The sequence below is a fragment of the Streptomyces sp. NPDC029836 genome (genome assembly GCF_055574495.1).
This window is the reverse complement of the sequence record NZ_JBVHZI010000009.1, coordinates 158,393-179,237: the sequence shown is the minus strand read 5'-3', so window position 1 is coordinate 179,237 and position 20,845 is coordinate 158,393. Positions and strand designations below refer to the sequence as shown.

Sequence of the window (20,845 nt, the reverse complement as noted above, 5' to 3'; positions counted from 1 at the left end):
GCCGGGGTGCCTCCCCGGGCGTCGGAGCCGAGTACTTGGGGAGATGAGATGGACACCCTCACCACGCACGCAGCGGACACCACGACCGAGGCGGTGACGGAGACCCCGCAACTCCCCACGCAACTGCCCCGGATCGCCGAACCCCGCGAGGTCGCGCCGGAAGACGCCCGCGCCCTTTCGAAGGCCTTCTTCGAGCGGCTGCGCACCCTGGACGAGGGCACCCACGAGCGTCAGTACGTCCGCAACACGCTGATCGAGATGAACCTGTCCCTGGTCCAGTTCGCGGCCCGCCGGTTCCGCAACCGCACCGACGGTACGGACATCGAGGACATCATCCAGGTCGGCACCATCGGCCTCATCAAGGCCATCGACCGCTTCGACCCCACCCTCGGCAACGAGTTCACGACCCTGGCCCTTCCCTACATCACCGGGGAGATCAAGCGGCACTTCCGCGACACCACCTGGGCCGTGCGCGTCCCGCGCCGCCTGCAGGAGCTGCGCATCGCGCTGGCGCGCGGCAAGGAAGAACTCCACGCGGTCCTCGACCGCGCGCCGACCGTCCGGGAACTGGCTGAGCACCTGGACATCACCGAAGAAGAAGCCGTGGAGGGCCTCGTGGCCGCCAACGGCCACTCCAGCCAGCCCCTCGAACAGGACACGGACGAGTCCTCGGATACGGCAGCCCGGCCGCTGGCCGAAATCCTGGGCAACGAGGACCCCGCGATCGAGCTCTTCGAGGACTTCCGCACGCTCGCCCCGCTGCTGAATCAGCTCGAAGGCCGTGAGCGGCTCATCCTGCAGATGCGCTTCGGGCAGGAAATGACTCAGGCGCAGATCGGTGAGCGCCTGGGCATCTCCCAGATGCAGATCTCCCGACTCCTCACCCGCACCCTCACCCGCCTCCGCGAAGGCATGCTCGCCGACTAGCGGACGTGCCGAACGGGGCCGGAGTAGGTGCACAGGACCGGTCCCACGGGGAGTTCCGGCTCTTCGCCGGGTAGCCATACGACGACGTTCCCATCCCCGGCGCGGAGCCGGCCGCGTTCGGCCCCGAGGGTCAGCGGGGGAGTGGCGGGAGCAGGCCGGCCTCATACGCGCAGATGGCGGCTTCCACTCGGTTGCGTACGCCCAGTTTCGCAAGGACCGCGCTGACGTGCGCCTTCACCGTTCCCTCGACGAGATGGAGCCGGCCGGCGATCTCCGCGTTGGACAGGCCCGCACCCAGTGCGGCCAATACCTGCCGTTCTCGTTCGGTCAGCCGTTCCAGCGACCGGTGCGGATGTGCCGCGCGGTGGGCGCGCATCCCGGCGATGACCCGGCCGGCGACCCGCGGTGACAGGTAAGCCCCGCCCGCTCCTACGGCCCGTACCCCGTTGAGGAGTTCTCGCGGGTCATCGGCCTTGAGCAGGAAGCCGTCCGCACCCTCTTCCAGGGCGCGGGTGACGTACTCGTCCTGACCGAACGTCGTCAGCATGATCACGCCGACTCCGGGCAGTTCCCTCTGAAGGTGGGTGATCGCCGTCAATCCGTCGAGTGCGGGCATCTGGATGTCCAACAGGACCACGTCCGGACGGTGCCGACGGGTGAGGTCCATCGCCTCGTACCCGTCGCCCGCCTCGGCGACGACCTCGATGTGCGGATCGCGGGCCAGGATGGCCCGTACTCCGGCCCTGACCATCGCCTCGTCGTCGGCCACCAGGACGCGGACCGGCCGGTCGTTCATCATCGTCTCTTCCACGTCGCGAGCCTACGGTCGTGCCGCGGCCTTCTCGGCGCCGAGCCGCGCGGATACACCCAGGGGCTGATCACACCCCTGACGAAAGTCAAGGTGCTGGTGCCCCATGACGGATGGGCCGCGGTGTCGCGGCCTTCTAGCGTCGCCTGGGTACGGAAGAACGCGGCGCCGGTCGGCTGGGAGGCCACCGGACGGGGGCGGCGGCGCCGGCGAACTCGCGCCTTCCGTACGCCTCGTGACGCGACCGACAACGAAGGATTCTTGTGATCACCTTGCGTGGACTGAGCAAACGCTACGGCGGCACCCTGGCCGTGGACGACCTGACCTTCGATGTCCAGGCCGGACGGGTGACCGGCTTCCTGGGGCCCAACGGAGCCGGGAAGTCCACCACGATGCGGATGATCCTGGGGCTCGACCATCCCACCGGCGGGCGTGCCCTGATCGCAGGCCGTCCCTACGCGGACCTGCGGCAGCCACTGCGCGCGGTCGGAGCGATGCTGGACGCACGAGCCGTGCACCCGGCCCGTTCCGGCCGCGCCCACCTGATGGCGCAAGCCCGCTCCAACGGCATCCCGGTCCGTCGTGTGGATGAGGTGCTGGAGACGGCGGGCCTGGCCAAGGCGGCCCGGCGGCCGGTCGGGACGTACTCGCTCGGGATGAGTGGCCGCCTCGGGGTGGCGGGCGCCCTGCTGGGCGACCCGCCGGTGCTCGTCCTGGACGAGCCGGTCAATGGCCTCGACCCGGACGGGGTGCGGTGGATCCGGCGGCTCGTGCGCGAGGGGGCGGCGGAAGGCCGCACCGTGTTCCTCTCCAGCCATCTGATGAGCGAGATGCAGTTGACGGCCGACCACCTCGTCGTCATCGGGCGTGGCCGACTGCTGAGCGACACCTCCATGACGGAGTTCCTCGCCGCCGCGTCTCCCGCGTCGGCGCGCGCCCTGGTGCCCGACCCGGAAGAGCGGGCGATGCTGGTCCGCCGCTTGATCACCAGGGACGGAGTGCGCGTGGAGACGTCCCCGGCCGGCGAACTCACGGTCGAGGGACGCAACGCCGTCGAGGTCGGTGACCTCGCCCACGCGTGCCGGGTCCGGCTGCACGGGTTGAGCGACGTTCGAGTTTCGTTGGAGCAGGCCTACATGGACCTCACCGCACGAAGCGTCGAATATGCCACCGGCGTGGAGGCGCGCCCGGCGGGAACCACCACCGCGTCGAACGACGGAGGTCGAAAGTGACCCCGACAACGGCACCCGCCGAACGGACGGATACGTTCCAAGGCGGAGCGTCCCGCGATCGGAGCCGAAGGAGTTCCGCGGGCTTCACGGGGGCGATCGCCGCCGAGTGGACGAAACTGTGGTCCGTCCGTGGCCCCTACTTCTGCCTCTTGGCGGGCCTCGCGATCACCGGGGTGTTCACCTACTACTACGCCGCGATCGCCCGTATCAACGGGCATGCGGTCCAGCCCGTCGGGAACGCGTCGGCCGCCTCCACCGTCCTGGCGCAGTTCGCCGTCGTCATCCTCGCCACGATCGCGGTGACCTCCGAGTACTCGACGGGGAGCGTGCGGGCGTCACTGTTGTGGGTGCCCCGGCGTCATCGGGTCCATGTGGCGAAAGCGGCGGTGGTCGGCGGAGTCGCCTTCATCGCCGGGATCGGCTTCGCGATCGTGGGGATGGTGGTGGCATGGGGAGGGTTCGGCGGGCGGGCCTCGTTCGAAGCGGGCACGACCCTCACTCAGATCCTGGCCATCGGGGGCTACCAGGCGCTGATCGCCTTGCTGACCGTCGGCGTTGCCTTCGTCACGCGTCACGCGGCCGGAGCACTGTCGATCCTCACCACGCTCCTGTGGGCGTTGCCGAGCATGCTCCTCGGGCTCGGCGGCCCGACCCTCGCGGCCATCAACGACCATCTGCCACACGGTGCGGCAGACCACTTCATGTTCATCGGCGCCGACGCGCCGCACTCGGCGGCCACCTCCGTTCTGATCGTCGTGGCATGGGCTGCGGCCGCGCACCTGATCGGCTTGTACGTCCTTCGCCGCAGGGACGCCTGACGGCCTGTCGAAACCTGTCCGTGGCGGGGTCGCCGAGCACCCTGTGGTCGCTGGTTCGGAGCCGTCCCGCAGAATCGACGGAGGTAGACCAAAACAGCCACCGACCGGAGGGGCGACGTGCCATGGCGTACTCGCGCATACCCCTGCCCCCGGCCAGGGTCCTGTTCGGCGACGTGGCCCTGTGGGCCGTACTCGCCGCCGCGACCGGCTACGGCTTTCGGGACGCGGGCGCGGTGTCCCCCTTCTCGGACCTGATCCTCCCTTTGGCCGTCCTGGCAGTGGCCGTGCCGCTGTCCCGCAGTCGGCCGGGGGCCGCTGTCATCCTCGCCAACGGGCTGTGCGCGCTGGGCCTGGCCGACTCCTCGACCCCGGCCAACGCCCATGTCCTGTCGCTGGCTGCCCTCGGTTGCCTGCTGGGAGCCCGGGTCACTGCTGCCCGTGGCCCGCTTCTCGTGCTCGCCGCGTGCCTCGCTGTGGATGTCGCGACGTGTGCGGTGCTGCGGGTGTAGGTCGTTTGGTGGTTCTGGGCGCTGACGGTACTGCCCGCCGCTCTCCTCCTTCCGTGGCTGATCGGCAGGCACTGGCGGGGCCGCCGCGAATTCGTGCGCGAGGGATGGCGCACGGCCCGAAGCCTTGAGGAACGCCAACACCTGGTTGCGGAGCGGGCGCGCCTGACCGAACGCGCCGACATCGCGGCCGACATGCACGATTCCCTCGGCCACGCCCTGAGTCTGGTGGCCCTGCGGGCCGGGGCCCTGGAACTCTCCCCCGATCTCACCGACCGCGACCGCACCGAGCTCTCCGACCTGCGGGGCACGATCGCGGACGCCGTCGAGCAACTGCGGGAGACGATCGCCGTCCTGCACGAGACCCCCGAACCGGGCACGGACCGCCCCGTCAACGACACCATCGACGACCTCCTCGGCCGAGCCGTCACCTCCGGCGTGCCCGTGCGGTGGGAGCGGCGCGGGGCGGTGCCCGCGTTGTCGCCCCTGGTCGACCGCGGAATGTATCGAGTGGTGCAGGAGGCCGTCACCAACGCCGTCAAACACGCCCCCGGCGGCGCGATCCGTGTGGAGATCGCACACGGCGCCGACCGCACCCGCGTGAGTGTCGTGAACGCCGCCCCGCCGGCGGACGGAGCTCCACGCGCCGGCGCGGAAAGGGCGGAGGGTCTCGGGCGCCGAGGACTGACCGGGCTCCGCGAACGGATGACGGTTCTCGGCGGCTCCTTGCGCACGGGCCCCCACCGGGGCGGCTTTCAGGTGATCGCCCTGTTCCCCCACCAGGCGACAGCTCGTCCTGCCACCCCGGCCCCGGCACCCAGGACGGCGCCCGAAAAGCCGCCCTGGAACCGGCGCACACATGCGGGGCTCGCGTCGCCGTCCTCCGACATCACCCTTCCTTCGGCCCCGGAAGCCACCGCCACTGAGTTCACCAGGCGGCTCGCCCACGCACGGCGCACCGCTCGACGCCGCTCCGTGGTGGCCTTCGCGGCGCCGGCCGCCGCAGCGGCCGTCTTCGTGCCCACCGCCGGCTTCCTGGCCTGGCAGTTGACGACGAGCGTGCTACCGCCCTCCGCCTTCGACGAGTTGACCACCGGCCGGCCGCGCACCGAACTTGCCTCACTGCTGCCGGCCCGCCCCTATCCCTACCCGCCCGACCACGCCCGCTCCACCCCTCGACCAACCGGCACCACGTGCGAGTTCTACCGATCGGGCCGCGACCTGCTGGAACAAGTCGACCTCTACCGCCTCTGCTGGTCCGACGACACCCTCATCACCAAAGACACCGTCCCCGCGGGCCGAACCGGCCGCGGGACCGCTTCTCACCGATCAGCCGACGTGGATTGACGTGTGCCGTGACCGACGCGCCGTCGGAGGCGGTGACCATCCGGCCGACGACCGCGCCCGGCGCGGCGGCGTCCGGGCGCAGAACGCCCCGGCGCAAACGCACGGCGAACGATGGACACGCTCCCTCCCCTTCGTGTGACGCGGGTCATATCGGCTCCATGTCACGAACGGCAGGGCAGCTTGCGTCTGGTGGTCGTCCGCACAGCGGGAACGACCGACACGAAAGAGACAACAGAGCGATGAACGTGACAGCAACGCAGCAGCACGAGGTCCTGGTCCTGGGCGCCGGCTACGCCGGGCTCTCCACCGCGATCCAGCTCGCGGCCCGCACCAGGAAACGCGGAAACCTGCGAGTGACGCTGGTCAACCCCTACGACACCTTCACCGAGCGGCTCCGACTGCACATGACCGCCACCGGTCAGGAGACGGCCGAGATGAACATCCCGGAGCTGCTGGACGGCACCGGCGCCGGATTCGTCCGTGGCTGGGTCACCGCCGTGGACGCCGGGGCGAAGACCGTCCGGATCGACGACGACCGCGTTCTGCGCTACGACACCCTGGTCTACGGCCTGGGCAGCATCGCGGACACCGTCGCCGTCCCCGGCGTGGACGACCACGCCCACACCCTCAACAGCCCGGAGGACGCCGCCCTCCTCGCCGACCGGCTGACACGCCTCGACGGTGGGACCGTCGTGGTCGCCGGCAGCGGCCTCACCGGCGTCGAGGCCGCCGCGGAGATCGCCGAGCGGCACCCGGAACTCGAGGTGGTGCTGCTGGGCCGGCAGGAGCCGGGCGCGAGCATGCACCCGAAGGCCAGGGCCCACCTGGACGCGGCGCTCGCCCGGCTCGGCGTGCGGGTGCGCAGCGGCGTCGAGGTGGCCAAGGTGCTGCCGGACAGCGTCGAGCTCGCGGACGGATCCGTCATCCCGGCGGGCGTGGTGCTGTGGACCAGCGGCACCCGTGTCTCCCCGCTGGCGGCCGCCGCGGGCCTGACCGTCGACGAGCGCGGCCGTGTGGTCACCGACAGCGCGCTGCGCTCGGTCTCCCACCCGGACGTCTACGCCGTGGGCGATGCGGCGGCGATCCGTCAGGGCTACGGCATGATGCACGGGACCTGTCAGGGGGGTATGCCCACCGGCGTGCACGCGGCCCTCTCGATCCTGCGGGTGCTGGCCGGCAAGGAGCCCAAGCCCTTCCGTTTCGGCTACTACCACACACCCGTCAGTCTGGGCCGGAACGACGCCGTCGTACAGTTCACCCACCCCGACGACAGCCCGCGCCGGATCGTGCTGTCCGGCAAGCGAGCCGCAAAGTACAAGGAGACGGTCACCGCCGCGCCGTGGCCGACCTTCGCCCGCATGAAGAAAATGCCCGCCTCGGGCGCGTTCTGGCCGCACGGCGGCCGCTACACCCGGATTCGGAGCGTCAAGTGACCCAGCCGCAGCAGGTCGGCCCCGACCAGCTCGCCTTCCAGCAGTACCGCACCCTGCTCTTCTCCGTCGCCTACCGCATCCTCGGTACCGCTGCCGATGCCGAGGACGTGGTCCAGGACGCCTGGCTCAAGTGGTCGGCGGCCGACCGGTCCCAGGTCGCCGACCCCAAGGCCTACCTGGCCCGGATCGTCTCCAACCTGTCGATGGAGCGGCTCCGTTCGACTCGCCATCAGCGCGAGACCTACGTCGGGCCATGGCTCCCCGAGCCGATCCTCACCGGCCCGGACACAGCTGACGGCGTTGCTTCGTCGGACTCGGTCTCCATGGCCCTGCTGGTCGTGCTGGAGACGCTGAGCCCCCTGGAGCGCGCGGTCTTCGTGCTGAAGGAGGTCTTCGCCTTCAGCCATGCGGAGATCGCGCAGGCGGTGGAACGTTCGGAGGCGGCGGTCCGGCAGGCCGCGCACCGCGCCCGCGAGCACGTACAGGCCCGCCGGCCCCGTTTCACCGCGGACCGCGCCCGCCAACGCGACGTCACCGAGCGCTTCTTCGCGGCGACGGCGGGCGGCGACATCAACACCCTCATGGAGCTGCTCTCCCCGGACGTGACGCTGTGGACCGATGGCGGGGGCAAGGTCCGCCAGGCCCTCAAGCCGGTCGTCGGCCTGGAGACCGTGGCCCGTTGGTTCGCCGCGCTCGGCACCGCCACCTATCAGGGCATCGAGCCGGGGCAGATGCGGGCAGAGCTCACCTGGATCAGCGGCGGCCCGGGCGTGGCCTTCCTCGGCCCGGACCGCGTGGTCGCCACGCTGACGTTCGACTTCGATCCGGAAGGCCGCATCTCGACCATCCACAACGTGGCCAACCCCGACAAGCTCCACGCAGTCGCCGACGGAACTCGACACGACCTCATCTGAGGCGCCTCATCGCAGCGGGCGGGCTCTGACGGCTGGACCGAGGTCGTCCTCGACCCCGCCGGCGGACACGGCAAACCGGAGCCAGGCAGGCGCTTCCGCCACACCATTCAGCGACTCTCCATCGTGCGTGCCGCCGAGCAGCCGGTGTTGTCCCGGATCAGGAAGCGGGGGAGGGCCGGGCACACAGCACCCGGGCGACTGCCGTGCTGCGCACTTCGTCCACGAGCCTTGCCTGCTGGTCGGCGCGCTCCAGCAGTGTGTCGAGGGCGGGGACGGAGAGACGGCCGTCGGTCTCGGCCAGGGCGCGCAGGGTCCGCCAACCGGCCGCCTTGCCGTGGACGGCCAGGAGCATCGATTCGGCCTCCACGACGGCGCTGAGGGGCGAGCGGGACACCACGTGACCGTTGGGCTTGAGGCGGCCCGCCTTCTCCGCGAGCCACCCCATGGCGACCTTGGAGTGGCTGATGGACACGCCCAGATCAGCCATGATCTGTGCCAACGAGTCCCGGTCCTCCGCGATCCGTCGCGCCAGGCCGGAGAGCACTTCGCCGCCCTCCTCGCCCGCGTTCGCCTTCGCGGCGCGACGGAACAGCTCCAGACCGCCGGTCGCCGCGGAGTAGTGATCGTTGAGGTAGATGGAAAGGAGCCCGGCCTCGGTGTTAGAACCATCGTCCGGATGCCCGTTGACGTCGCCACGCCGGTCGGTTTCCGAAGCCATCTCGCGTTCCACCGACGCTCCCAGCTCCTTCCAACTGGCCTCGAACTTCGCCAGACCCTCGCGTTCGAGTGTGTCGGTGACGTCCCCGAAGTCGATGCCGACCCGCTCCAGCTCCTCGAAGTGGGTCGCGGCGGCCGCGAATTCGTCAGCCGCGACCGGGGGACCGGGCAGGGCGCCGTGGTCGGCGTACGCGGCCAGCGTGGCACCCGGCATCGTGTTCACGGTGCCGGCGATGACGAGTTCGCTGACGTACCTCGTGTCGGGGTAGGACGGGTCCTTGACCCCGGTGGACGCCCACAGCGGGCGCTGCATACGTGCTCCGGCCGCGGCGAGGACCTGCCAGCGCGGCTCCAGGAGCATCCGCTCGTACGCCTGGAACGCCAAGCGGGCGTTGGCGACCGCGGACTTGCCCCGCAGCGCCCGGGCCTCGGCCGTGCCGAGGGCGTCGAGACGGCGGTCGACTTCGGTGTCGACGCGGGAGATGAAGAACGAGGCGACCGAGTGGATGTCCGCCAGTGGGCGTCCGGCGGCGTGCGCCCGCTCCAGACCGCTCTGGTAGGCGTCCATCACCTCGCGGTAGCGGTCCAGGGAGAAGATCAGCGTGACGTTGACGCTGATGCCCTCGGCGACGGCGGCGGTGATCGCCTCCAGCCCCTTGCGGGTGGCCGGAATCTTCACGAGCAGGTTCGGGCGGTCGACGCTCTCCCACAGCCGGCGGGCCTGCTCGCCGGTCGCGGTGGCGTCCTGGGCCAGTCGCGGGTCGACCTCGATGGACACCCGTCCGTCGATGCCACCGGTGCGCTCGTGGACGGGAAGGAAGACGTCGCAGGCGTCACGGACGTCATCGGTCGTGAGAGCGAAGACTGCCTCATCGACGGTGGTACCCACGGCCGCGAGACGGCGGAGCTGCGCGGTGTAGCGGTCCCCCTTGGACAGGGCGGACGCGAAAATCGTCGGGTTGGTCGTCACCCCGACCACGTGTTTGTCGGTGATCAGCTCCTTGAGCCCACCGCCGGCCAGAAGTTCCCGGGACAGGTCGTCGAGCCAGACCGAGACCCCCGCGTCGGACAGAGTGGCAAGCCGGTCAGTGGCGGTGGGACCAGACATTGAAGACCTCCATAAGGGCGCGGCGCCGCCGACTGATCACGCTGCGGCGCCCGGCACCGTCCTTTCCGCTCCTGCCCACCACATCCCGGGACACGCACTCACCCCGCCCCGTGGGACGAAGCTCCAAGGCGGACGGCGCACCTCCGCATAGCGCTGCGAGCCCCCGGACGTGCACCCCGCAACGGCGTAATCGACACCCGGTTCGAGCCGTGTACATGGGTCTGACGCTCCCCTCGATGCGACGGTTGCGGCGCATGGGGCGGGGCAGGAGCAGCGTGCCGCTGACGAAGGGATCGGCACCGGAACGGGCGCACTCGCCTCGCAGGCTGCCGACCGCGGCGCGGAGGTCACCGCCCTGGTCGTGTCCGCCGTGGCCGCAACCACGGCGCGCGTCCACGCCTGGCCGCACCGTCTGCCGCTAGGCGCCCCACAGGGGTGGCCGCACCACCGGACCGCTCCCGGCGTCCGCTCGAACGCCCGTCCCGTACCGTGACTGAACAGTTGAGGATCATGCCCCCCAAACCTGCCGACACAGGAGAGCAGGGACCGCTCCGAAAGGTCCTCACCACACGCCTGCTGTACTTCTTCATCCTCGGAGATGTCCTGGGCGCCGGCGTCTACGTACTGGTCGGCGAGATCGCCGCCAAGTCGGGCGGCGCCGTCTGGGTGCCCCTGACGGTGGCCCTCCTCCTGGCGCTCCTGACCGCCGCTTCGTACGCGGAGCTCACCACGAAGTACCCGCGGGCCGGCGGCGCCTCCTACTACGCGACGCGCGCCTACGGCCCAGCCGTCGGGTTCTTCACCGGGTACTGCATGCTGGCAGCCGGCATCGTGTCCGTCGCGGCGCTCGCCCGCGGCTTCGCGGGCGACTACCTGACCGCACTGGTCTCGCTGCCGGTGGTGATCGTCGCGGTGGTATTCCTCGTCCTGCTCGCGCTGCTGAACGCCCGCGGAATCCGTGAGTCGACCCGCTTCAACACCGTCGCCACCCTGATCGAGACCGGTGGCCTGCTGCTCGTGGTGGGGCTCGGAGCGTGGATCGTGATGCGGGGCGACGGCGACGTGGGCAGGCTCACCCAGCTCGGGACCGACTCCGCGTCGCCCGCGGCCGCCGTGATGGCGGGAGCGGTACTCGCCTACTACTCGTTCGTGGGCTTCGAGACGTCCGTGAACGTCGCCGAGGAGACCTTGGACCCCACCCGTTCCTACCCGCGCGCCCTGTTCGGGGCGCTCGCCACCGCCGGCGTCGTGTACGCGGCAGTCGGCGCGGCGGCCTCCGCCGCCGTGCCGACCAGCACGCTCGCCGCCTCCGACGGTCCGTTGCTGGAGGTCGTCCGCACCGCCGGAGCCGTACCCCCGAAGCTGTTCGCGCTCATCGCCCTGGTCGCGGTGGCCAACGGAGCCCTCCTCACCGGCATCATGAGCTCCCGCCTCGCCTACGGGATGGCCCGCGAGGGCCTCCTACCCGCCTTCCTCACCCGGGTCCTGCCGACCCGGCGCACCCCCTGGGCGGCCATCGCCGCGACCAGCACCGCGGCGGCCCTGCTCGCCGCCACCGGCGAGATCGACGTTCTGGCGGGCACGCTCGTCCTCCTCCTGCTGGCCGTCTTCCTCACCGTGAACACGGCCGTCCTCGTCCTGCGACGCGACCGGCGATCTCCCACCACCGGGCACTTCCGTGCACCCGCGGCAGTGCCGGTGCTCGGCGCGCTCTCCTGCCTCGCCCTGGCGACCCGGATCGAGGCCTCGGTGTGGGCCCGCGGGCTCGCCCTGATGGGGGTCGGCGTGGTGCTCGGTGTTCTCACCCTGTGGCTGAGGCGCCGCCGAGCAGTGCCCGCAGACACGAAGCCCGCCGCGGACAACCCCTGACGGACCTAGAGGACAGCGGGCCGGCGCCCGGCTGGCAGAACGACGCCGAGACGCTGATGCGCACACCAGGGTGTCGGCCGGGCGCTCACAGTGGGGGAGTCCCCTATGCGCGGGCCGCCGCCCGTAAGGGCCCGGCTGCGGAACCGGCCCCCCGCCGCCTTCCCGCAGCACGGGCCATCACCCACCGGCTGCGCCGCCGCACCCGGGACTGACCCGGCCTCGCCTGGCTCGGTCAACGCGGCCCAACCACTTGTCGGTGAGTGCGGGCTCGGGTCGTTCCTGAGTGTGTTGATCCGCCTGCGCCTCACCCGGCAGCCGGTTCTTGAGGGTCCGGTGCCGAGCTAGTTTCGGCGGTCGCTGGAGATGACTGGCGTCCTGTTGTTGTTCGAGATCCGGGACGGCACCGCGGTCTGACCGGGCGACGCCGGGAGTCCCGGCGGTGGGTGTCCGGGCAGGGCCCGCTGCCGGCAGGCCGCGCGGCGGATGTGGGGGACACCAGCCGCACGGCGGGCAGGCAACGGCACCGGGGCCGTAGTGGTCACGGGCGGGCCGTCGGCCGGTTGACGACCGGTCGGCTCCGGACCCCCGGACGCCGGACGCGTCCGTGGGCGTGGACTCGGCAGCCATTCGCCCCAGCCGGCGAAGCGGCGGGGACCGGGGCGTGGGGCGGTACGAGTGGGAACCGTGATCGACGACGGGCTTCTCCCGGACAGGACCCGGCCGGCGCGCGCCTCGTAGTCACGCCGGTCGGGTTCTGTCATGAGAGGGAAGGGCCCCGTGCCTTGAGGCGCCGCGCGGGCGGCTGGGCTGCGGCCCGTACGACAGGCGGGGCGGGGGAGATGGTGCTGAGCGGCCGCCGGTGGGCCCGATGCTGGCGCAGGCCGCCGAGGCGATCGCGCCCGTACGCCCCCGCGCCGCCGCGGTGGCCTCTGAGCGGAAGTCATGGACAGGGTTCCATGGCAGTCCGCTGGGTGGAGTCCGGTGTCGCTGTCGATGTCATGCGGAGGGCGTGATGGGGCTGTTGGTGAAGATCCGGTCGAGGTGGTGGTGGAGTACCGCGATGGCGGATTCCGGTGTCCGTTGGCCGACGAGGATGCTGGTGCCCATGGTCGCGGTCATGGCGAGCAGGCTGATCGCCTCCGTGCGCGCGTCGACGGCCGGATCGGCCAGGGCGGTCTCCTGTGCCTGCTGGAGCAGTGCGGTCAGGGCGTTCTCGGCGGCGTCGGGGTTGTCGATGAAGGGCTGGGCGGCCAACGCTCCGTCGGTCACGGACAAGATCGCATAGGAGCTGTACAGCAGGTGGAACGTGCGGCTCTCTTCGTCGATCGGCAGCGAGGCCAGCAGCAGCGCCTCGATGGTGGCGCGCGGGCCCGGGTCCGGTCCGACGGTGGCGAGGCGGGCGCCCACACGCGCGGTGAAGCGGTCGGTGAGGTGCTTGAGGCCGTAGAAGAGCAGCTTCTCCTTGGTCTCGAAGTAGTACTGGACGAGCCGTAGTGACACGCCTGCCTCGGCTGCGACGTCGCGCATGCCGACGGCGTGCAGTCCGCGCCGTCCGGCGGCCTGGATGAGGGCGTCGGCGATCTGGATGCGCCGTTCCTCGTGGTCCACGTGCTTGGGCATGTGCGGTGCCTCCGGCTGTCGATGGGTGGGTTCGCGTCCGGCCACGTCCGGATCGCTTCATGGTACTGCCGTATCAACAATGTGATACGGTCGTATCACGAAGAACGAACCTTTCTGGAGGTGCCCCCGTGCCCGAAACCACGACCCGTGCGCGCCGCGACGTCGGCCGCTACGTCAACGACAAGCTCCGCGATCGCTACTTCGCCGCCGCGGACGTGCTCTACGCGATGGGAGCACCGGCCCGCTCCGAGACGGACGTGGAGACGAGCTTCGGCACCACCCACGTCTACCGCTACGGCCCCACCGACCCTGCGGCCGAGTCGCGGACGCCGATCGTCCTGATTCACGGCGCCGGCTACAGCTCCGCCATGTGGTACCCCAACACCCCCGGGCTCAGCCTCGACCGCCCGGTCTACGCCCTCGACACGCCCGGCGACGCCAACCGCAGCGTCCACCGCGAGCCCATGTGGCAGCCCGAGCGCGCCGCGCAGTGGATGGACGAGGCCCTCGACGCGCTGGGCCTCGACAAGGTCCACCTCGTCGGCTCCTCCTACGGTGGTTGGCTCGTCCTCAACCAGGCCCACCGCCGGCCCGAACGACTCGCCTCCGTCACCGCCCTCGACCCGGGCGGCCTGGAGAAGGTCGGCCTGCGCTTCTTCGCCTGGGTCTTCATCAGCCTGTTCGCCACCTTCGCCCCCAAGGCCCTGCGCCCCCGGCTCGCCAAGTGGCTGGACCAGCCGGTCATCGCCGTCCCCGAGATGCGCAAGTGGATCCAGCTCGGCGCCCGCGTGTACCGAATCCGCCGCCCCGCACCCCTGCCGCTCGCCGAGGACGCGCTGCGGTCCATTCGGACCCCCCTCTACCTCATCATGGGCAAGCACAGCCTGCTCGTGCACCCGAAGCGGCAGCTGGAGCGGGTGCCGCGACTGATACCCGGGGCCCGCGCCGAGATCATCAGCGCGACCGGGCACGGCCCGCAGATCGACCACCCGGACGTGGTCAACGCCCGGATGCTGTCCTTCATGGAGGACGTCGACTCCCTCGACCCGGCGGGGAACCAGGGCGCCACGTCCGCATAGAGGGGCCGGGCCGCCGAGGCCCTCGCGGACCGTCCAACAACGCATAACTGAAGTTCGACGGGCACCGGATGCTCGTCTCCACCCCGGACGGGCCGAGCGGGCGAGTGCTGCTCCAGACCCGTCGCGGAGATTTGGTCCAGGACGCGTTCCCCGACCTGGTGACGGCGGCCGAGCCGCCCCCCACGGCCTGGTCCTCGACGGCGAAGTGCTGGTGTGGGACCCGGGAGGAAGGCCGGCTGTCGTTCGAGGCGTCGCAGCGCCGGGCCACCGCCCGAGCCCGCACCGCCCCCACACTTGCCGGTCGTCCGCCCGCCTACTACGTGGCCTTCGACCTCCTTCAGCAGGACGGCGCCGAGCTGCTCACGCTGCCCCAGCGGGAGCGGCCCCGACGCTCTGAGGTGTTGTTCGCGGCCCGCGCCCTGGACGCCCCGTGGACGCTGTGCTCGATCACCACGGACGTCGCGAAGGCCGGGAGTGGCTGGAATCGTGGACCGATGTGTCCGGCGTCGAAGGCCTGTTGCAGCCAGGGTTTGGCATTGACCGACTGACCGCTATGTTGCCGTGCCGACGGTCAGTCAATTCCCCTTATCAAACGTCAGATGATGCCCCACCGTCTCGCGCCCAGCCGCTGTACGGTCAGGTCGACCGACGGGGTTCAGAGTGAACGTCAGTCGAGACGAGCGTCGAGTTCAGGTCGATGCGGTGCGCGCGCGGATGCCGTGCGCGGTCCGCAGTCCCTGCTTGGCGGCGGTTGCCACGAGGCCGCGGAGGGTGGTTCTGGCGAGGTCGTGGGCGGCGAGGCGTGCCAGTGCCGTCCGCTGAGCCGGCCTCAGACATCCCGTCGCCGCACGACCATCACGGCGACGGTCACCGAGACGAGCGCCCAGGCCGCGAGTGCGATCCAGGAGCCCGTGATCGTGGCCGGATACTCGCCCAGGCTGGTGTGGCCGTCGGGGTTCAGCGACAGCCGGGCCTGCGCGGCCAGCGGAAGGTGGTTGCCGATCTCCTTCAAGAGACGGTACCTCTCGCCCCCGAAGAGCATGGGCAGGATGAAGAGCATCCCCACGACGGCGACGATTGAGGCCGTGGCGTGTCGAAGGACGGCGCCGAGCGCCATGCCGATGAGCGCACAGACCGGGATGACCAGCGCGTATGCCGCGACGGACCGCAGGCAGCCGGGGTCGTGGATGGAGAGTCCGACGTGGCGGGAGGCGAGCATCGCGTTGGTGGTGAAGAACGACGTCACGGAGACGATCACACCAAGGACGAGCGTGATCGCCGTGACGAGCGCCACCTTGGCCGTGATCACCGCGCGCCGGTCGGGGACGGCGGCGAGCGTGGTGCGGATCATTCCGGTGGCGTACTCGCCGAAGACCGTGATGGCGCCGAAGCTGGCCGCGGCCAGTGCCATGACGCTGGCGGCGATGCTGCCCAGGCCGTGGAACAGCGGGTCGTACTTGTAGGGCGGGAGGCCGGGGAGCGGGGGATGCGGCTGGTCGATGTACGTCAGGTCGGAGTGGACGGCGTTCACGTTGATCGCGATGGCGACGACGGCACTGAGGGCGAGCACCCAATAGGTCGACCGTAGGGACCGCATCTTGATCCACTCGGCGGAGAGCAGGTCGACGAACCTGGCCACCGGTTCGGCGGCGCTCTCGGACGGCCGGGTGCCGGAGAACATCGTGGTGCTCATCGGGCTTCTCCTGCGAGGTATTCGACGCTGTCGGCGGTGAGGGACATGAACGCCGACTCCAGGGACGAGGTGTGGGTGGCGAGCTCGTGCAGCACGATGCGGTGCCGGTGGGCGAGGTCGCCGATCCGGGCTGCGGTCAGGCCGGTGACCCGGCCCGCCTGGTCGCTCTCGCGGCGCACCGACGCGCCCTCGGCGCTCAGCAGGGCCTCCAGGGCCGCCAGGTCGGGCGTGTGCACGGTCACGCCCAGGGAGGCGTGGCGGGCTGAGAAGTCCTCCAGGCTCTCGTCGGCGATCAGCCGGCCCTGGCCGATGACGAGGAGCCGGTCGGCCGTGTGCTCCATCTCGGCCATCATGTGACTGGAGACGAACACGGTTCGGCCCTCGGACGCCAGACGGCGGAAGAGGCCACGCACCCACAGCACGCCCTCGGGGTCCAGACCGTTCAGGGGCTCGTCGAACAGGAGCACCGGGGGATCACCGAGCAGGGCGCCCGCGATGCCGAGACGCTGTTTCATCCCGAGGGAGAACCCTCCGATCCGGCGCCGCGCCGCCTTGGCCAGCCCGACCTCTTGGAGGACCTCGTCCACGCGGGCCGGCGGGATGCGGTTGCTGCGGGCCAGGGCGGACAGGTGTGTCTGTGCGGTGCGTCCGCCGTGGACATCCTGGGCGTCCAACAGCGCGCCGACGTGACGCAGTCCGCGCGGGCGGTGCGAGAAGGGAGCTCCGTCCACGGTGACGGACCCACTGGTGGGGGCGTTCAGGCCCAGGATCATCCGTAGTGTGGTGGACTTGCCTGCGCCGTTCGGGCCGAGGAAGCCGGTGACCTTGCCCGGTTCCACAGTGAAGGTCAGGTCGTCGACGGCGACGGTGTCGCCGTACCGCTTGGTCAGCCGGGTGGATTCGATCATGGGTCAAAGCTGCCGGGGAGGGCAAGGAGCCGGCATCGGCTGGTGGTTCACACTTGTGAGCCCTGCGGGTAGCCCGGGGGATTAAGCCCGTGGGCCAATGCCCCGGTGGGAGCGCGTCGATAGGATCGACTGATGATCGCCACTCCCCATCCACCCCTGCTCAAACGCGTGCCACCGGGTGTGTGGGTGGCGGCCTTCTGGTCGACCCTCATCCTGGTACGCACGTTCCAGCGGCCGGACGAACTGCAGCGTCTGCTCCGGTACCACGGCAACATCGAGGACGCGCCGCTGCTGGTCACCGCCGTCGTCACGACCCTGGGCGCGCTACTGCTGTTCCGCGCACCGCTGGCGGCCGTGGCCATCGCGCTCGCGGGCGCCGTGTTCTCGCTCGGGATGGAGGTGCGGGCGACGCCGGTCGTGCTCTTCCTACTGGCCGACGCGGCCGTGGGCTACACCGCGGCGACCCGCTCACGGCGGGTCTCGGTCCTCGCCGCCGTACTCCCGGTCGGCGTGCTGGCCGCGTACACGGTCTGGCGGCTGGGAAACGGGTACGCCTTCAATCTCTCGGCGCCGGCCGCCCTCGCGTCGACTGCCGTCATCGCCTGGCTGATAGGCAACACGATCCATCAGAACCAGGCACACGCGCACACGGTACGCGCCCAGGCCACGAAGCAGGCGGTCACGGCCGAACGGCTGCGGATCGCCCGGGAGCTGCACGACATGGTCGCCCACAGCATCGGCATCATCGCCATCCAGGCAGGCGTGGGCAGCCTGGTCATGGACACCCAACCCGCCGAGACGCGCAAAGCGCTGGATGCCATCGAGGCCACCAGCAGAGAGACCCTCGCCGGCCTGCGGCAGATGCTCGGCGCACTGCGCCGCAGTGACCAGGAGTCCGCGCCGCTGGATCCGCTCCCTGGTCTGGCCGCCCTCGGCCAGCTGGTCGGGAAGACCGCGGCCGCCGGGGTCCGGGTCGACGTCCGGTGGCGGGGGGAACGTCGCGACCTGCCCTCCGACGTCGACCTGGCAGCCTTCCGCATCGTCCAGGAGTCGGTCACCAACGTCGTGCGACACTCCGGCACCCGGGACTGCAACGTCACGGTCGACTACCGCCCCGACGAACTGGCCGTCGATATCGTCGACCTCGGCTCGGGCGGCACCGTCGCAGGATCCGGATACGGCATCGCCGGAATGCGCGAACGGGTCAGTCTGCTGCACGGCGAGTTCAGCGCCGGTCCTCGTCCGGAAGGCGGCTTCCGCGTGGCAGCTCGGCTTCCGGTGCCTGTGGAGGCAGGCCGATGATCCGTGTCGTTCTGGTCGACGACCAGCCCCTGATCCGTTCCGGCCTGCGCGTCCTCATCGTCGACACCCCCGACCTGGAGGTAGCGGGGGAGGCCGGGGACGGTGCCGAGGCGGTGGAACTGGTCCAACGGCTACGGCCGGACGTCGCCATCATGGACATCCGCATGCCCGGTACGGACGGCATCGAGGCCACCCGCCGGATCAACGCGGATCCGGAGTCGAAGACCCGCGTCCTCATCCTCACCACTTTCGACGACGACGAGTACGTCTATGGCGCGCTTCGCGCCGGAGCGAGCGGCTTCCTCGTCAAGGACATGCCGCTGAAGACCATCCTCGACGGGGTCAGGGTCGTCGCCGCCGGAGACGCCCTCATAGCTCCGAGCGTCACCCGTCGTCTCATCGAGGAGTTCGCGGCGCGGCCCGAACCCGCCGCCCCTACCCGCCGGGCAGTGGTCGACGGCATCACCGACCGGGAACGCGAGGTCCTGACCCTCGTCGGCCGCGGCCTGTCCAACACCGAGATCGCCGAAGAGCTCATCATCAGCGTGGCAACCGCCAAGGCCCACCTCGCACGGCTCTTCACCAAACTCGACGCACGCGACCGGGTCCACCTCGTCATCCTCGCCTACGAGATCGGCCTGGTCGCGCCCCCACGGTGAGTTTCACCGGCGGAAGACGTTGAGGACGGAACAGGGCCCTCCGTAGCATCGAACGACACCGACACACCCAGCAACGTCACCAGCTCGGGCGCGGGGGCGGGCTGGGCGGTACGGCGCCGGGGGAACTGCCCAGGAGGTGCCGCCCGGGTCAACTGGATCCTCGTGGTCGCCGGGCACCGCCACGGCTTGTCCGGCAGACGCCGTGAGGGGCCCCGGGAACACATCGGCGGGCCCTCACCGTCCGTGGCGGCGGACCGCGCGGCGCGCGGTACGCGAGGGCCGGGGGCGTCGTCTCCCGGTCCTCGCGTGTCGCGGGCGCTACTTGAGCACGCTCGCCCCCGTCGTCGTCGCCAGCGAGGTCGGAAGGTTGATCGCCGAGGGTTCCAGGCCCGTCGTGAGGGTCGGTGTCCAGTTGACCGTGGTCTTCAGGTCCTTGGACGAGGCGGCGTTGTAGGCGGCGACGAGGTCGGTCACCGCCCCGTTGACGAGGTTGCTGGAGCCCTTGACCGAGCCGGTGCCGTCGCCGCTGAGGAGCTTGGCCGCCTTCGCGCCGGACGGTAGCTTCCAGTAGTTGTTCTCCGCGACGATCTGAGCCTTGGCGCGGGAGTTGATGCTGTACTGCGGCGTGTACCCGTTTAGGGGTGTGACGTCGTAGTAGTTGTTGTAGATGTGGATCTGGCCGATGCGGGCCAGCGGGGCGCGCTGCGTGATGCCCTTCCACACGTTGTGATGGATGGAGACGCGCAGCTTGCCGACGCTGTCGGTGTCGCTGCTGCCGATCAGCATCGTCTTGTCGTGGTTGGTGAACTGGTTGCGCGAGACGGTCACCAGGTCGGATCCCTTCGTGATGTCGAGGGCGCCGTCGTGGATCTGGTACTCGCGGCCGAAGTGCTTCGGGTTGGTGTTGTCGAAGTGCGGCGCGTCGGTGAACGTGTTGTGGTCCGCCCACACGTGGGTCGCGCCGCGCAGGGACACCGAGTCGTAGTTGGAGTTCCAGTTGCCGTCGTCACCGTCGGTCGGGTCCCACTGCGGGAAGCAGTCCTCAGTGGCGGCGAAGGTCAGGTTGCGGACGATGACGTTGTCGACGTTCTGAATCTGGAGCATGGCCCCGTTGAGGCCCGCGTTCGTGCCGGGGACGCCCACAATTGTCGTGTTGGCGGGGACCTTGAAGACGACGTTCTTGCCCTGTTTGGCCTGGGCGGCGGCGCGTGCCGTCTCCTGGGTGCCGGAGGGCAGCTTGGAGCGGCCGTAGGTGGCCGGGTCGTAGGCCTTGAGGTAGGCCGACAGCGAGTAGCCGGTACCGAGGGCGTAGTCGGCGCAAGTCAACTTCTTGCCGTTGTCATCGGTGTTGGCGTCGATCATGCCGTTGATCTTGATGAGGCGGGGTGTGGTGTCGGAGACCGAGCCCAGCGCCTTCACGAGCTGCGCACGGGTGGAGACGGTGAGGGTGTGGGCGGAGTCGGCCTTTGTGCCACCGGTGGTCCCCGTACCGGAGGACGCCCAACCGTCCTTGGAGGTGAGCGTCTGGTGGTACAGGTCGGCGGTCCCGGCGTTTGCGTTCATCACGACAGCACCAGAGCCGACGCATGCGGCCACGACGGCCGCGCAGAGGACGGCGCCACGACGGGATCGGAGGGACCGGCGGTGGGAGCGAGCAGCCACGGGGCTTCCTTAGGGGGAGGAACGGGGTTGACGGGGTTACGCCCTGTTAGTGGCCGCCGACCCTTGAAAGGTTGCCGCGTGCGGGAAATTGGTTCGCAGACCAGGTCGGTTCAGGTCAGGCCCGTAACCGAACCTCCTTCGGGACCAAGAGGTCACGAGTACACATCCCGCCCGCCCGAGCCCTACAGAGGCGGGTGGAGGTCAGCCGGCGTAGGTGGCTACCTCTGGCTTTGTCTGCGCGTC

16 protein-coding genes and 1 pseudogene are annotated in these 20,845 nt (G+C 70.4%); 11 read left to right on the top strand and 6 right to left on the bottom strand.

Translation table 11 applies throughout. The annotated features are described in order from the left end of the window. The first annotated feature begins 48 nt into the window (after positions 1-48). Positions 49-927, top strand: coding sequence for a SigB/SigF/SigG family RNA polymerase sigma factor (locus ACZ4XJ_RS25225; RefSeq protein WP_468497454.1), 879 nt, complete (start codon positions 49-51; stop codon positions 925-927). Between the two features lie 130 nt (positions 928-1,057). Here the strand turns inward: ACZ4XJ_RS25225 and ACZ4XJ_RS25220 are convergent, their stop codons facing one another. Beyond that, the gene (locus ACZ4XJ_RS25220; RefSeq protein ID WP_468497546.1) at positions 1,058-1,723 is read right to left on the bottom strand and encodes a response regulator; all 666 of its coding nucleotides are present in this window, start codon (positions 1,721-1,723) and stop codon (positions 1,058-1,060) included. Between the two features lie 275 nt (positions 1,724-1,998). Here ACZ4XJ_RS25220 and ACZ4XJ_RS25215 point away from each other — a divergent pair, with 275 nt between their 5' ends. The 5 genes and pseudogenes from ACZ4XJ_RS25215 to ACZ4XJ_RS25195 all read left to right on the top strand — a co-directional run bounded on the left by ACZ4XJ_RS25215 (position 1,999) and on the right by ACZ4XJ_RS25195 (position 7,985). Then, entirely contained in the window at positions 1,999-2,967 is a 969-nt protein-coding gene (locus ACZ4XJ_RS25215) for an ATP-binding cassette domain-containing protein (RefSeq protein ID WP_468497453.1), read from the top strand. After that, positions 2,964-3,785: an ABC transporter permease gene (locus ACZ4XJ_RS25210; RefSeq protein ID WP_468497452.1), complete on the top strand. Its 822-nt coding sequence runs from the start codon at positions 2,964-2,966 to the stop codon at positions 3,783-3,785. Before ACZ4XJ_RS25215 ends, ACZ4XJ_RS25210 begins: the two co-directional genes overlap by 4 nt. 122 nt (positions 3,786-3,907) lie before the next feature. Beyond that, a pseudogene (locus tag ACZ4XJ_RS25205) lies at positions 3,908-5,638 on the top strand (sensor histidine kinase). Positions 5,639-5,877: 239 nt separating this feature from the next. After that, positions 5,878-7,071 carry an NAD(P)/FAD-dependent oxidoreductase gene (locus ACZ4XJ_RS25200; RefSeq protein ID WP_468497451.1) on the top strand — a complete coding sequence of 398 codons (1,194 nt, stop codon included), beginning with the start codon at positions 5,878-5,880 and terminating at the stop codon, positions 7,069-7,071. Further along, complete coding sequence (locus tag ACZ4XJ_RS25195) at positions 7,068-7,985, top strand: RNA polymerase sigma-70 factor (RefSeq protein WP_468497450.1); 918 nt, start codon at positions 7,068-7,070, stop codon at positions 7,983-7,985. The genes ACZ4XJ_RS25200 and ACZ4XJ_RS25195 overlap by 4 nt, the downstream gene beginning before the upstream one ends. Before the next feature lie 157 nt (positions 7,986-8,142). Here the strand turns inward: ACZ4XJ_RS25195 and tal are convergent, their stop codons facing one another. Then, positions 8,143-9,810: a transaldolase gene (tal, locus tag ACZ4XJ_RS25190; RefSeq protein ID WP_468497449.1), complete on the bottom strand. Its 1,668-nt coding sequence runs from the start codon at positions 9,808-9,810 to the stop codon at positions 8,143-8,145. A gap of 510 nt (positions 9,811-10,320) precedes the next feature. On the opposite strand from tal, the gene ACZ4XJ_RS25185 reads away from it, so the two are divergent. Next, positions 10,321-11,679: an APC family permease gene (locus tag ACZ4XJ_RS25185; protein WP_468497448.1), complete on the top strand. Its 1,359-nt coding sequence runs from the start codon at positions 10,321-10,323 to the stop codon at positions 11,677-11,679. Between the two features lie 996 nt (positions 11,680-12,675). On the opposite strand, the gene ACZ4XJ_RS25180 is transcribed toward ACZ4XJ_RS25185, so the two are convergent. Then, positions 12,676-13,299: a TetR/AcrR family transcriptional regulator gene (locus ACZ4XJ_RS25180; protein WP_362876048.1), complete on the bottom strand. Its 624-nt coding sequence runs from the start codon at positions 13,297-13,299 to the stop codon at positions 12,676-12,678. Between the two features lie 128 nt (positions 13,300-13,427). On the opposite strand from ACZ4XJ_RS25180, the gene ACZ4XJ_RS25175 reads away from it, so the two are divergent. Then, a complete protein-coding gene (locus ACZ4XJ_RS25175; RefSeq protein ID WP_468497447.1) occupies positions 13,428-14,378 on the top strand; it encodes an alpha/beta fold hydrolase in 951 nt (316 codons plus the stop codon). 68 nt (positions 14,379-14,446) lie between these two features. Continuing rightward, positions 14,447-14,926 (top strand): DNA ligase-like domain-containing protein, encoded by a 480-nt coding sequence (locus tag ACZ4XJ_RS25170; protein WP_468497446.1) that lies wholly within the window; start codon positions 14,447-14,449, stop codon positions 14,924-14,926. A 281-nt stretch (positions 14,927-15,207) separates the two neighbouring features. On the opposite strand, the gene ACZ4XJ_RS25165 is transcribed toward ACZ4XJ_RS25170, so the two are convergent. Both ACZ4XJ_RS25165 and ACZ4XJ_RS25160 read right to left on the bottom strand, forming a co-directional pair. Further along, on the bottom strand, positions 15,208-16,071 hold the full coding sequence (locus ACZ4XJ_RS25165) for an ABC transporter permease (protein ID WP_468497445.1): 864 nt from the start codon (positions 16,069-16,071) through the stop codon (positions 15,208-15,210). Then, complete coding sequence (locus ACZ4XJ_RS25160) at positions 16,068-16,979, bottom strand: ABC transporter ATP-binding protein (RefSeq protein WP_468497444.1); 912 nt, start codon at positions 16,977-16,979, stop codon at positions 16,068-16,070. Before ACZ4XJ_RS25160 ends, ACZ4XJ_RS25165 begins: the two co-directional genes overlap by 4 nt. A 132-nt stretch (positions 16,980-17,111) precedes the next feature. Here ACZ4XJ_RS25160 and ACZ4XJ_RS25155 point away from each other — a divergent pair, with 132 nt between their 5' ends. Both ACZ4XJ_RS25155 and ACZ4XJ_RS25150 read left to right on the top strand, forming a co-directional pair. Beyond that, positions 17,112-18,281 carry a sensor histidine kinase gene (locus ACZ4XJ_RS25155; protein ID WP_468497443.1) on the top strand — a complete coding sequence of 390 codons (1,170 nt, stop codon included), beginning with the start codon at positions 17,112-17,114 and terminating at the stop codon, positions 18,279-18,281. Continuing rightward, positions 18,278-18,940: a response regulator gene (locus ACZ4XJ_RS25150; protein ID WP_468497442.1), complete on the top strand. Its 663-nt coding sequence runs from the start codon at positions 18,278-18,280 to the stop codon at positions 18,938-18,940. The genes ACZ4XJ_RS25155 and ACZ4XJ_RS25150 overlap by 4 nt, the downstream gene beginning before the upstream one ends. Before the next feature lie 318 nt (positions 18,941-19,258). On the opposite strand, the gene ACZ4XJ_RS25145 is transcribed toward ACZ4XJ_RS25150, so the two are convergent. After that, complete coding sequence (locus ACZ4XJ_RS25145; protein WP_468497441.1) at positions 19,259-20,602, bottom strand: pectate lyase family protein; 1,344 nt, start codon at positions 20,600-20,602, stop codon at positions 19,259-19,261. Positions 20,603-20,845 lie beyond the last annotated feature (243 nt).